Annotated in this window: 9 protein-coding genes; 3 read left to right on the top strand and 6 right to left on the bottom strand. The window is 72.9% G+C overall.

The features are described 5' to 3' along the window. Positions 1 to 12: 12 nt before the first annotated feature. Genes DZA62_RS11335 through DZA62_RS11315 form a run of 5 tightly spaced genes read right to left on the bottom strand, consistent with a single transcriptional unit; the run spans position 13 to position 6559 of the window. The gene (locus DZA62_RS11335; protein ID WP_116948982.1) at positions 13 to 927 is read right to left on the bottom strand and encodes a carbohydrate ABC transporter permease; all 915 of its coding nucleotides are present in this window, start codon (positions 925 to 927) and stop codon (positions 13 to 15) included. An 8-nt stretch (positions 928 to 935) separates the two neighbouring features. Then, a complete protein-coding gene (locus tag DZA62_RS11330; protein WP_116948981.1) occupies positions 936 to 1853 on the bottom strand; it encodes a carbohydrate ABC transporter permease in 918 nt (305 codons plus the stop codon). A 4-nt stretch (positions 1854 to 1857) separates the two neighbouring features. Continuing rightward, positions 1858 to 3285, bottom strand: coding sequence for an N-acetylglucosamine/diacetylchitobiose ABC transporter substrate-binding protein (ngcE, locus tag DZA62_RS11325; RefSeq protein WP_116948980.1), 1428 nt, complete (start codon positions 3283 to 3285; stop codon positions 1858 to 1860). Positions 3286 to 3308: 23 nt separating this feature from the next. Next, positions 3309 to 4895 carry a right-handed parallel beta-helix repeat-containing protein gene (locus tag DZA62_RS11320; protein WP_116948979.1) on the bottom strand — a complete coding sequence of 529 codons (1587 nt, stop codon included), beginning with the start codon at positions 4893 to 4895 and terminating at the stop codon, positions 3309 to 3311. Between the two features lie 29 nt (positions 4896 to 4924). After that, on the bottom strand, positions 4925 to 6559 hold the full coding sequence (locus DZA62_RS11315; protein WP_116948978.1) for an FAD-dependent oxidoreductase: 1635 nt from the start codon (positions 6557 to 6559) through the stop codon (positions 4925 to 4927). 144 nt (positions 6560 to 6703) lie between these two features. Here DZA62_RS11315 and DZA62_RS11310 point away from each other — a divergent pair, with 144 nt between their 5' ends. Genes DZA62_RS11310 through DZA62_RS11300 form a run of 3 tightly spaced genes read left to right on the top strand, consistent with a single transcriptional unit; the run spans position 6704 to position 10959 of the window. Next, on the top strand, positions 6704 to 7798 hold the full coding sequence (locus DZA62_RS11310) for a LacI family DNA-binding transcriptional regulator (protein ID WP_198663640.1): 1095 nt from the start codon (positions 6704 to 6706) through the stop codon (positions 7796 to 7798). Positions 7799 to 7802: 4 nt separating this feature from the next. Next, a complete protein-coding gene (locus DZA62_RS11305; RefSeq protein ID WP_116948976.1) occupies positions 7803 to 10214 on the top strand; it encodes a glycoside hydrolase family 3 C-terminal domain-containing protein in 2412 nt (803 codons plus the stop codon). Between the two features lie 4 nt (positions 10215 to 10218). Then, positions 10219 to 10959, top strand: a complete 741-nt coding sequence (locus DZA62_RS11300) for an SOS response-associated peptidase (RefSeq protein ID WP_116948975.1) — start codon at positions 10219 to 10221, stop codon at positions 10957 to 10959. A 13-nt stretch (positions 10960 to 10972) separates the two neighbouring features. Here DZA62_RS11300 and DZA62_RS11295 read toward each other — a convergent pair whose 3' ends face one another. Beyond that, on the bottom strand, positions 10973 to 13225 hold the full coding sequence (locus DZA62_RS11295; protein WP_116948974.1) for a sialidase family protein: 2253 nt from the start codon (positions 13223 to 13225) through the stop codon (positions 10973 to 10975). Positions 13226 to 13234: the final 9 nt, after the last annotated feature.

The raw sequence follows: 13234 nt of genomic DNA, 5'->3' as shown, positions 1-13234 counted from the left end.
GCTGGACGGGAGTTACTTCAGGGCGCCGGTGACCATGCCGCCCTGGATCTGCCGCTGGAAGCTGAGGTAGACGACGAGGACGGGGACGATCGAGATGGTGAGGCCGGCGAACAGCGCGCTCCAGTTGCCGGCGTAGCCCTGGCTGACCGCGAGGTTGGCCAGTCCCTGGGCGAGCACGTAGTTCTCCGGGCTGGACTGCAGGATGAGCGGCAGCAGGTACTGGTTCCACTGCCCGAGCACCACGAAGATGCCGACGCTCACCAGGCCCGGCCGGGCCAGCGGCAGCATGATCCGCAGGTACGTGCCCCAGTGTCCGCAGCCGTCGATGAACGCGGCCTCGGACAGCGACGTCGGCAGCGTCCGGAAGTAGGCGGTGAGGAAGAAGACGGCGAACGGCAGGTTGTACGCGGCGTAGACGACGGCGAGGCCGGGTAGCGAGTCGGCCAGCCGCAGGCTCTGCGCGATGAAGAACAGCGGCACGATGGCGAGGAACGTCGGAAACGTCATGCCGATGACGAACAGGAAGTACACCAGCCGGTTGCCGCGGAACGCGTAGCGCGCGACGACGTAGGAGACGGTGGCGCCCATGGCCAACGTCAACGCCGTCCCGAGCGTCACCACGACCACCGTGTTGACGAAGTAGCGGCCGATCTCCGCGTTCGTCCACGCGTCGGCGAAGTTGCTCCACCGCAGCGCGCCCGGCAGGCTCCACGGGCTGCTGAGCAGCTCGTCATTGGTCTTGAACGCCGACATCACGCACCACGCCAGCGGAATCACCACCAGCGCCGCCCAGGTGAGCAGGAAGCCGTGGGTGAAGACGTTGAGGACGCTGCCGGTGGCGGAGCGGCCGTCACCCGGCCCGGGCGGCGCCGGCCGCGCCGCGGGAGGCGCCGCGGGGCCGGGTGCACGCGTCGTATCGAGGCTCATCGATCCTCCTAGAATTCGACGCGCTCGCGCCGGGTCAGCCGCAGCGCCGCGGCGGCGAAGGCCAGGGTGAGCAGCAGCAGGGCGACGCCGATGGCGGTGGCGTAGCCGAACTCGCTGTTCTGGAAGGCGGTGAGGTACAGGTAGTTGCCCAGCACCTGGGTGGCGTTGTCCGGCCCGCCCGACCCGCCGGCCGCCGACATCACGTTGACGATCGCGAACATGTCCAGCGCATGGATGCCGAGGTAGATGCCGGCAACCTGGACGGTGTCCCAGATCAGCGGCAACGTCATGCGCCAGAACGTCTGCCACCGCGACGCGCCGTCGAGCCGGGCGGCTTCGAAGATGTCCACCGGGATCGAGCTCATCGCGCTGGTGAACAGGATCACGTAGAAGCCGACGGACAGCCAGATGATCACTGCCAGCATCGCCGGGTAGGCGGTGCCGCGGTCGCCCAGCCAGTTCACCGGCTCGATGCCGACCAGGCCGAGCGCGCCGTTGAGCAGGCCGCTGTCGGTCGGGTCGTAGACGGTGGAGAACAGCACGCCGACCACAGCGATCGACAGCAGGTGCGGGAAGAAGTAGACGATGCGGTAGACCGCGGCGCCCCGCACGCCGCGGCCGCCGCCGCGGGCGCGGTACCGGCCGACGTGGATCATCGTCGCGAAGAACAGCCCCAGCGCCAGCGTCACGGCCGGGATCACCAGCACCGCGATGACGTTGTGCCACACCGAGATCCAGAACACGTCGTCCTGGACCAGCCGGACGTAGTTGTCCAGCCCCACGAACGTCCGCTCCGGCGACAGCCCGTTCCAGTCGGTCAGCGAGATGTAGAACGACTGGGCGTACGGGGAGATGACGAGGACGCCGTAGAGGAGGATCGGGACGGCGAGGGCCGTGACGACGAACCTGAGACTGCCGGCACGCATGACGTCACTGGTCCCCGTACTTCTCGATCGAGTCGTCTTCCCGGACGGCGTCGGCGGCGGCCTGGCAGCGCCGGCCCCACTCGTCCGGGTCGATCTCGCCGGTCATCAGCGCGCTCGTGGCGTTGGCCGCCTCGGTCTGCAGCGCCGAGTACCAGGTGCCGTAGCGCCAGAAGAACGTGTCGTCGCCCGACGCGCTCAGCGCGTCGCGCACCGACGTGAGTCCGGTGCCGGCCGACTGCGGGTCGTACTCGGCCAGGCTGGTCAGCGTCTGCGTCTGCCGGGTGAAGTTCTGCGACGACGCCGGCGACAGCATGATGCGCAGGAACTCCATGCCGCCGTACGGGTTCTCCGCCTGCGCCGGGACGATGAACGGCTCGTTGCCCATGCCGCGGATGGCGGCCTGCGGCAGCGCGTCGTCGTCGGTGAGGGCGGGCGGCGACGCGATGACCATGTCGAAGCCGTCCGGCGTGACGTCGCCGAGCTCGCTCTCCAGCCACGACCCGCACGGGATGAAGGCGGCCTCGCCGTTGGCCCAGTAGGTCTGCGCCTGGATGTGGGTGAGGCCGGACGTGCCCTGCATGATGAAGTCGCGCTCGACCAGTTGGTACATCGCCCGCGCCGACTCCATCATCGGCGCGCTGGTCCAGCCGTCCGGGTCGAGGTTGTCCAGTGCGTCGATGACGTCCCGGCCGCCGGCCTTGACGGCCATCATGACCAGCGGCGTCAGGATGTAGCCGGGGTTCTTGCCCTGGTAGGTCCAGGGCGCCATGCCGGTGGAGTCCTTGATCTCCTGGCACAGGTCCAGCATCTCGGTCCAGGTGCCCGGGTAGGTCCAGCCGTGCTCGTCGAAGAGGGCGCTGCTGTAGTACAGGCCGTGCACCGTGAAGGTGTAGTTGAGCGCGTACGGCACCCCGCCGAACGTGCCCTGCTCGACGACGCCCGGCAGCAGCGTGTCGCGGACGGTCCTTCCGTCGCCGCCGTCGGCGGGGGCGTCCAGCAGCGGGGTCAGGTCCGTCAGCTGGCCGTTCTCGACCAGTGGGGCGAGCATCAGCGCGCCGGCGCCGGCGTTGCAGATGACGTCGGGCACGTCGCCGGAGACGAAGCGCGGCTGCAGCAGCTTGGCCAGCTCCTGCCCGCCGGTGTGCTGGATCTGCGCCTGCGGGAAACGCTGCTGGTAGACGGCCTGGGCGTCGATCGCGTACTGGTCGCCGTAGCCGCCCTTGAAGATGACGGCCTCCAGCGGCAGGTCCGCGGGCACGCCGAGCGGGTTGTCCGGGTCGCCGGTGGCCCGTGGGCTGGCGGACTCGCCGCCCCCGCGGGTGGACGACGACGTCGCGCAGGCGGACAGGAACCCGGTGCCGGCCAGGGCGCCGAGTCCGGCGCCCAGGCCCAGGAGGGTGCGCCGGTTGAGGGCGCGGGTCGGGTGGGTCATGGTGTGCTCCTCGGGAGGTCGGGTCAGCCGGCGACGCGCAGCGTCACGGCGTCGCGGCCGGCGACGGTGGTGCCGGGCAGCGGACGCAGCGTCAGCCGCAGCTCGCGCGGGGTGGTGTCGCCGGTGTCGCGGGCCCGGACGGGGATCGTGACGGCGCGCTGTCCCGGCGCGATGACGGCGACGCCGGGCAGGCCGTCGTAGTCGACCCGGTGCCGCGCGGTGCCGGACAGGTCGTAGTGCAGCGCGAGCGGTGCGGCGAGGTCGGAGCCCAGCCGCCGGACGGTGACGGTGGCGGTCTCGCCGGCTCGTACCCAGCGCCGGTCGCTGGTGACGACGACGGTGCCGGCGCCGGTCGTGGGCCGCAGGTCGAGGTCGACGTCGCGGGTGGCGCCCGCCGTCTCGACGACGGGCTGCTGCGGGCGGACCGCCCAGAGGGTGCCCTGCACGTTGGCGAGGACGGGGTCGCCGGCGCCCTCCATGCCGGCGAGGAACGGGCCGTCGAGGTCGGCCAGGGCCAGGCAGTCGGTGAACCCGATGTTGCCGTACTCCGGCAGCACCGTCACCATGCCGGACCAGACCTTCACGAATGCGTCGGTCCGGGCCGGGTCGCGCAGCGCGGTGAACGCGACCCGCTCGAACGTCGTCCGCAGGCCGTCGTAGCCGCGCTGGCCGTACACGTTGACCGTGCCGGGCGAGTCGCCGGCATCGAACACGCAGTCGCGGAAGATCACCGAGCCGCTCGCCGGGCCCTTGGTCCCGGGTTGCACGTGCACGACGGCGTCGCCGGTCGGGCCCATGTAGCACCGCTCGACCAGCACCGACGCGGGTGTACTGGTGGCCTGGTAGCGCATCAGGTTGATCTCGAAGCTGTACGTGCGGTTGCCGGCGAACACGCAGTCGCGGATGACGACGTCCTTGATCAGCTGTGCCGCGGTGTCGGGCTCGAGGTCGATGCCGGCCTCGGGCAGCGTGCCCTCGGTGTTGACGAACGCGCTGCCCTCGATGAGCAGGCCGTCGGCGTAGATGACGCTGATGGCGTTGCGCTTGTTGTCGTCGCAGACGACGTTGCGGATGGTGACGTTCGTCGACCCGGCGCCGGTGATGATGCCGTCGCCGGGGGCGCCACGCAGCACCAGGCCCTCGACGGTGACGTTCTCGCTGGTGCCCATGCGCACGATGGCGCGCCACTCGCCGGTGTACTCGGCCTTGGTCATGGCGCAGGTGGCGCCGTAGCCGATGAGCTTGACGTTGCGCCGGCCGTGGATGCGCCAGATGCCGTCGCGGGTGTCCGGGAACCCGGCCGCCTTGCCGCGGAGGGTGACGCCGTCCTCGACGATGACGGTGAGGTCGTCGCGGTTGATCCACAGCGGCCCGGTGATCCAGTCCTGGCCGACGTGATCGATGACGACGACGTCGGCGCCGCTGTCCAGGGCGGCGGTCAGCGCGGCCGTGGAGTCCTCGGGGTCGAAGCCGAAGTCGGAGGCCTTGACGACGCCGGCCGCGGGGTCGGCGCCGGCGGCCGCGACGCTGAGCTTCGTGGCGCCGTGGAACAGCGGGACCGCGGCGGCCATGCTGAGCAGGGTGCGCCGGGTGACGGTGGTCGGGGGCATGGTCCCTCCAGGGGGAAGGGGAGCGGGGGTCAGACGGTGCTGGTGCGGACGCGCTCGGGCCAGGCCAGTTCGGCGCCGAGGACGCCGGTGAGCAGGCGCTGGAACCGCTCCAGCGCGACGGGCTTGGCGCGCACCGCGCGCGGCGGGAGACCGGTCTCGAGGCAGTGTGCGGCCAGTGCGCCGGCCGCCTCGCCGATGGTCCACTCGACCGGGTGCAGCCGGTAGCCGCCGTTGGTGACGTGCGTGGTGGCGATGTTCTTCGCCGCGGCGATCAGGTTCTCCATGCGGACGGGCAGCAGCGCGCCGAGCGGCACCTGGAACGGGTGGCAGGCGATGTCGACGTAGCTGCGCGGGGTGCCGGCGCCGGTGCTGGGGTGCAGGTCGATGCGGTAGCAGCCGATGCCGACGGAGTCGGGGAAGACCTCCGAGCCGGGCGGCAACCCGGCGGTGCGGCGGGCCTCGACGCCGACGTGCTCCTCGACGACGGTGACCTCGCCGGCGATGCGCCGCGACTCGCGGACGTACGGGCGCAGCGCCAGTCCGGCGTCGTCTGGCACGCCGTCGCGGAGCAGGTCGCCGCGTGGGCGCAGGCCGGGGTAGCCGGTGCCGCCGTCGTGCCGCGGCGCTTCGGTCTGCATCCAGTAGAGCAGCGAACGGCTCAGCTGCATGGCGGCGTCGAGGTGGCGCTGCCGTTCCGCCGGGCCGACGCCGACCAGCGGGCCGAGCACGTAGTCGTTCTGCGGCCAGTTGACGAGGGTGACGTCGCTGGCCAGGAAGCCGGGCGTGAACGTACGGACGCTGAGGAGCCGCCGGAACGTCCAGCGGTCGATGCCGTGCCCGCCGGTGGGCGTCGCGGCGTCGGTGAACAGCGGATGGGTCCGGACGGCGAGCGAGTCCGGCCGCACGTCGGTCCAGGAGAGCAGCGGACCCGGCCAGTAGTCCGGCGCATGGTCGCGCCAGAAGCCGTAGCCGGCCGGGCGGTCGATGGTCCAGTTCTCGCCCTCGCGGTAGTCCAGGGCGAAACACCAGGTGAACGACTGCTGGTCGAGCGGCTGCGGCGGGCCGGGCAGAGCGTGCAGTTCGCCGGTCTGGTCGCGGCTCTCGGCGCCGATGACCGACTCGGTGCCGGACTTCTCCACGACGTCGCCCAGTTCGGTGGCGTCGAGGACATAGGGGGCGCGGACGGTGACGTCACCGGCGTCGCCGCCGGTCGCCTCGAACCGTACCGCGGTGACGACGTCGCCGCCGGTCTCGACGAACCGCGGCCGGGTGCCGGTGAGCACCGTGAGCCTCCGGTTCGCCAGGTACGGCGCCAGCGTCGCCTGGATCGCCGCGAGCGCCGCCTTGGGCTCGTGGCACAGCGGGCTGACCCGGCCGTCGCCGGGGTTCAGCGCGGCGGCGGCCCGCGCGGACTCCGTCAGCGGGTAGTGCCGGCGGTAGTGATCGCGGATCTCGGCGCGCAGACGGCGGTAGCTGGCGGGAGCGCCGAACGTCTCGACCCACGCGTTCTCGTCCGGGGGGACGGCCTGCGACGTGAGCTGGCCGCCCAGCCACGGCGACTCCTCGGTGAGGACGACCCGGCGGCCCAGTCGCAGCGCCGCGAGCGCCGCCGCGACACCGCCCAGCCCGCCGCCGACGACGAGCACATCGGTCTCGAGGTCCATCGGCGCCTCCTGGCTCGTCAGAAGCTGATTAAGCGCTGTGATTAAGCGCTATGATTAAGCGCGTTAGCCGATGCTAGACTCGGACCGTTCCGTCGTCAATGGGTGGGTCCGGCGAGGTTCGCCGGAACTGGGAAGCAGGTACTCGTGGCGCAGCGCCGCCGGCCCGGCAACCGTCGCGTGACGCAGAGCGACGTCGCTCGCGCCGCGAACGTCTCCACGGCCATCGTCTCCACGGTCATCAACGGCAAGAACGACGCCATCCGCGTCAGCGAGCAGACCCGCGAGCGGGTGTGGCAGGCCGTCCGCGAGCTCCACTACACGCCGAACATCGCCGCGCAGAGCCTGGCCGGTGGCCGCAACCGCATCATCGGCGCGTTCACCTACCAGCGGCTGTTCCCGTGGGAGAGCCGCGACTTCTACTACGAGTTCCTGCTCGGCATCGAGGAGGAGGCCGAGGCGGTCGCGCACCACCTGCTGCTGTTCACCGGCGCGAAGAACGACTCGGGGGAGCGGTCCATCTACAACCGCGACGCGAACATGCTGCGGCTGGCCGACGGCGCGATCCTGGTCGGTGGCCGGGTCGACAGCGGCGAGCTGGCCAAGCTGTCCGCCGACGGCTACCCGTTCGTCATGATCGGCCGGCACGACGACGTCGGGCCGCAGGTGTCGTGGGTGGCGGCCGACTACGCGGCCGGCGCCGGCTCGGTCGTCGAGGACCTGTACGCGCGTGGGCACCGGCGGCTGCTCTACGTCGCCGGCACCCGCACGCAGGAGACGCTGGTCGAGCGGCGCACCGGGTTCGCGGCGGCCTGCGCGCGGCACCGGCTCGGCGCGAAACGAGCCCGCATGGTCGCTTTCGGCGCGGCCAACCCGGACCTCCCGCGGGTGCCGGTGGCCGGCGACGAAGCGGCGGTGCTGGCCGCCGCGCAGGAGTCCGGCGCGACCGCCGTCATCGCCGAGTCCTCCTACGTCGCGCACCGGCTGTACGAGGCCGCACTGGCGCGGGGGGTCGACGTTCCGGGCGCGCTGAGCGTCGTCGGACTGGGCGACCACGGCGACCGCGAGAACGTCCTCTCGCCCGACCCCGCGCTCACCCTGTTGCGCACCCCCAGCCGCGAGATCGGCGCGGCCGCGGTGCGCATGCTGCTGCGACTGCTCGACGCCCCCGAGGGCGGGCCGGAGCAGGAGTTCATCGCCTGCGAGCCGACCGGCGGGCGCACCGTCGGCGCGCCCGCGTGATCCGATGGACGACCTGCTGGCGAAGTTGACGCTCGAGCAGAAGGTGCGGCTGCTCACCGGGACCGACTCGTGGCACCTGCGGGCCGAGCCCGCCATCGGGCTGCGGACCGTGGTGCTGACCGACGGCCCGGCCGGGGTCCGGGCCGCGCATCGCGGCGGCGCGGTCACCGCCCTGAACCTGCCGTCCGGCACGGCGCTCGGCGCCAGCTGGGACGTCGAGCTGGCCGAGCGGTTCGGTGCGGTGCTGGCGGCGGAGACCCGGCGGGTCGGCGCCGACGTGCTGCTCGGGCCGACCGTGAACCTGCATCGCAGCCCGTTGGGCGGGCGGCACTTCGAGGCCTACTCGGAGGACCCGCTGCTGACGTCGCGGCTGGCGGCGGCGTACGTGCGCGGCGTACAGAACGGCGGCGTCGGGGCGTGCCCGAAGCACTATGTAGGCAACGACGCCGAGACCGAGCGGCTGACCGTCGACGTCGTGGTGGGGGAGCGGACGCTGCGCGAGCTGTACCTGGCCGCGTTCGAGGACACCGTCGTCGAGGAGCGGCCGTGGATGGTGATGGCGGCGTACAACTCGGTGAACGGCGCGACGATGACGGAGAACCCGCTGCTGGCCGAGCCGTTGTGCGGTGAGTGGGGCTTCGACGGCGTCGTCGTGTCCGACTGGGGTGCGGCACGCACGACGTCCGCGGCGGGGCGCGCGCGGCTGGACCTGGTGATGCCGGGCCCAGCTGGGCCGTGGGGCGACGCGTTGGTGGACGCCGTGCGAGCCGGCTCGGTGCCCGAGGAGGCGGTCGACGAGAAGGTGCGGCGGCTGCTCCGGCTGGCGGCGCGGGTGGGTGCGCTGGACGCGGTCACGGCGCGCCCATCGCCGGTCGTCGATGGGGTGGCGTTCGCGCGTGAGGCGGCCGCCGAGGGCATGGTGCTGCTGCGCAACGCCGGCGGCGAGCTGCCGTGGGACGCGGCCGAGCTGCGCTCCGTCGCCGTCATCGGCCCGGCCGCCGTGCTGGCCCGCACCCAGGGCGGCGGCAGCGCGTACGTGGAGCCCGAGCGGGTGGTGTCGCCGCTCGACGGCCTGCGCGCCGCACTGCCGGGTGTCGACGTGCGGTGGTCGCTCGGTGCGCGGGTGCGGCGGGGTCTGGTCGCGCTGCCGCCCGCCGATCTCACCGACCCCGAGACCGGCGAGCCGGGCGTGCGGCTGGTCGTCCGGTCCGCCGGTGGCACGGTGCTGCGCTCGGAACGGTACCGCTCAGCCGAGCTGACCCGGCTGGGGTCGCGGCGGCTGGCCGGAGCGGCGTCGGTGGAGCTCGCGGCGGTGTACCGGCCGGTCCACGGTGGCGTCGCTCGGCTGGGCGTGGCGGCGGGAGGGCGGGTCCGGCTGACGGTCGACGGCGCCACGGTGCTCGACACCGTGCTCGAACACGACGGCACGGCGTTCGCCGGGGGACTGGTGGCGCCGCCGGTGGCGAGCGTGGAGGTCGACCTGGTCGCGGACCGTCCGGTCGACGTGGTCGCCCGGCTCGACCTGCCCGCCGGCGACCACACCGCCGGGACGCTGGTGGTCGGCACCGACCCGGCCGGGCCGGACACCCCCGGCGCCCTCGCCGACGCGGTGGCCGCGGCCCGCGGGGCCGACGCCGTCCTCGTCGTCGTCGGCACCGGCGCCGACGACGAGAGCGAGAGCTTCGACCGTGCCACGCTGGCGTTGCCCGGCGGGCAGGACGACCTGGTGCGGGCGGTCGCGGCGGCGAACCCGCGCACGGTGGTCGCGGTGACGGCGGGCGCCCCGGTGCTGCTGCCGTGGCGCGACGACGTCGCCGCCGTGCTGCTGACCTGGTTCGGCGGCCAGGAGCTGGGACACGCGCTGGCCGACGTGCTGCTCGGTGTCCGGGAGCCAGGCGGGCGGCTGCCCACCACGTGGCCGGCCGCGGAGCGGGACGTCCCGGTGCTGTCGACCACCCCCGTCGAGGGCCGGCTGCCCTACGACGAGGCGATCCACGTCGGTCATCGGGCCTGGCTGCGGGCCGGGGCGGTGCCGGCGTACCCGTTCGGGTCCGGTCTCGGGTACACGACGTGGTCGCTCGGCGCCCCGCGAGTGGCCGCGGCCGGCGACGGCGGGGTCGACGTCGTACTGCCGGTGCGCAACACCGGCGGGCGGCCCGGCAAACACGTCGTGCAGGCGTACCTGTCGCGGCCGGGCAGCGCGGTCGAGCGGCCGGTGCGCTGGCTGGCCGGGTTCGCCGTCGTGCGGGCGGACGCCGGCGAGACGGCCGAGGCGGGGCTGCGCATCGGACGGCGCGCGTTCGCCCACTGGGCCGCCGGCGGCTGGGCGGTCGAGCCCGGCCCGTTCACCCTGCACGTCGGCCCGCACGTCGACGACCTGCCGCTGTGGTGCGCCGTGACGCCTGCGGCAGAATGACCGGATGTGCGGACGCTACGTCGCTGACACGTCGATCGACGACCTCGCGGCCGAGTTCGACGCCATCGCCGCGGGCACGGTCGCGGAGCTGATGCCGTCGTACAACGTCGCGCCCACCGACCGCGTCCCCGTCGTGCTGGAACGCACCGACGAGCCGCCCGAGCGGACCCGGCAGCTGCATGCGGCGCGGTGGGGCCTGATCCCGTCCTGGGCCAAGAACTCCGGCACCGCCGCCACGATGATCAACGCCCGCATCGAGACCGTCGCCGACAAACCCGCCTTCCGCGGTCCCGTCGCCCGGCGCCGGTGCGTCCTGCCGGCCCGCGGCTACTACGAGTGGCAGCGGGGGGCCGGACGGACGAAGCGCCCCTACTTCATCCATCCGGCCGGCGGCCTGCTGGCGATGGCCGGCGTGTTCGAGTGGTGGCGGGACCCGTCGGCGCCGGCCGACGACCCGCACCGCTGGGTGCTCTCGGCCAGCGTCCTCACGACGGCGCCGGTGCCGGGGCTGGCGCACATCCATGACCGGATGCCGGTGCTGCTGACGGCGGAGGAGATCCCGGACTGGCTGGACCGGAGCAACGAGGACACCGGCGCACTGCTGGACCTCGCCCGCTCGGCGGCGGGCCGGGTGGGGACCGCGCTGGCGGCGCGGCCGGTCGGGCCCGACGTCGGGAACGTGCGCAACAACCACGCCGGCCTGGTCGACGAGGCGGCAGCCGCCCAGCTCCCGCTGGGCGGCTGACCGGAGTCCGTACCTACGAGACGCCCCCGATACTCAGGTCGTCGATGAAGAACGACATGCCGTAGGCGATCGGGTCGCCGGTGGTGAAGGTCAGTCCCGCGAGCTGGTCGGCCGGTTCCGCCGAGACCCCCGTGGTGAACTCCTGCGCGCCGATCGTCACCGTCGCCTCGGACGTCGTGGTGTCGACGGTGATCGGCACCCAGGTGTTGACCGGCACGACGGCGGAGAGCGAGCCCAGCGACGTCCAGGTCGAACCGTCGGAGACCTCCACCGCCGGCGGCGTCGTCGCGTTCGCCCCGGGCACCAGCCGGAACCGCCACGGGGTGACGGCGTCGTCGCCGGAGCGCCCCTCGGCCGAGAACGTGAAGGGGCCGCGGAAGTCGTTGGTGCTCCACGCGAACGTCGCCCGCTGGTGGTCGACGGGCGGCGCCGGCCTAGTGGCCGTCGCGTTGTCGTCGAGGAACTTGTCGAACAGCCGCAGCGACGAGCTGCTGTTCCAGCCCTCGACCTCCTGGTCGTTGACGGTGGCGTTCTTCGCGTCGACGAAGCCGCGCGGGATGCCGTAGATCGGGTCGTTCTCGAAGGTCTGCACGTCGGCGGCGTAGACCTCCAGCTCGGTGATCGGCGTGGTGGTGCCGGCCGGCGTCGTGACCCGCACGTACTGGGCTCGCTGCGCCGGGAAGTCCGTGTAGCGCATCGAATGGTCGCGGGTGCCGGCCGTGCGCACCACCGGCTTGCCCCAGCGGCGGCCGTCGAGCGAGAGCTGGATGTTGGCATCGAGCGGCTGGCCGTCACCGAGCATCAGGCCGATGCGGTCGATCGAGTACGGCCGGTCCAGCTTCAGCGTCATCGCCGGGGTGCCGGAGCCTGACAGCACGGCGGCGGAGTTCGGCCGCGAGCTGCCGTCGAACGCACCCTCGGGACGCTGCTCGGGGAAGCGCGCATCGGCCGGCGCGAAGTCGCCCGTCACCGCTGCCACGCCCCCGGCCAGCTGCGACGCGACGTCGATCTTGCCGACGCCGTCGGTCACGGCGTTCAGCAGCACCGCGACCACGCCGTACTGCTCGTTGTAGGCCTTGCAGCCCCAGACGTGGCACCGGTCGCCGAAGAACAGCGTCCGGCTGGCCCCGACGCCGGTCATCGACTGGTTGCCGCTGGAGCCGTCGTAGCGGCCGTTGCCGGTGTCCGACGGGTACAGGGTGAAGACGTCACGGACCTCGTCCCAGGTCTCGCCGGTGCCGTCGTAGTCGATGTAGACGCGGTTGTCCGGCCGGCCCGTGCTCATCAGCATGATGCCGTTGGGCTGCAGCACGACGTCGGGGTAGATGCCGACGACCTGCTGGCCGCCGGGGTCGAGCAGCGGCTGCGACGGGGACCACGTGTGGCCGTCGTCGCTGGACCAGCTGACCCGCAGGCGGGCCGGCGTCTCGCCCTCCGTGCGCATGACGGCGATCAGCCGGCCGTCCTTCGTGTGCCCCCAGCCGACCTCGTTGGTGCCGATGCTCGACGGCACGACGGAGCGCTGTGTCCAGGTGTGGCCGCCGTCGGTGGACTGGAGGAACGCGCTGATCCGGCGCGGCGCCGAGCGGTAGGTGGTGTAGACGGGGACGACGATGGCGCCGTCGTCGAGGACCCGCGGGACCCGGTGGACGCGCAGGCCGCGGTTGGTGCCGGCGAACTGCTCGCCGGCGGGCGGCGTGAACCGGCCCTTGATCCGTTCCCAGGTCTGCCCGCCGTCCGTGGACCGCCAGGACAGCAGGTTCACCGACGTCTGGGTGCTGTCGGCCCACTCCGGGATGAAGTCGACGGCGAACAGCGAGCCGTCGGGCAGGCGGGTCATGTTCAGCGCCGTCGTCGGGTAGTCGCGCTCGGTGGTGAGGAACGACAGCCCGGAGTCCTCGGACAGCGACATGTTGACGATCGAGTCCGCACCCGCGACGTCGTCGTTGGCCTGCGACGACACGAAGATCTTCTGCTTCGTGCGCCCGTCGACCACGGTGTCGTAGCCGAACGAGGCGGGCACGGCGGCGCGCGGCCCCGGACCCCAGTTCAGCACGTTCCACTCCGGGCCGACGCCGGTGACCGACGCGTCGGCGGGCGGGCCGTCGCCCGCGGGCAGCGGGTTGATCGCGCCTGCGGGCGTGTCGGCCGCGGGGTCGACGCGCTCGGGCCCGCCCAGGCCGGCCCCGAGCAGGGCGACGGCCGCGCCGAAGCCGACCAGGCCTCCGACGATGCCGGACAGGTGAGGTCGTGGACGAGGGGGCATGAGGGAACT

Source organism: Jiangella endophytica (assembly GCF_003427025.1).
GTDB classification, from domain to species: Bacteria; Actinomycetota; Actinomycetes; order Jiangellales; family Jiangellaceae; genus Jiangella; species Jiangella endophytica.
Note: the sequence above shows the minus strand (reverse complement) of the source record. Positions and strands in the feature narration are given on the sequence as shown.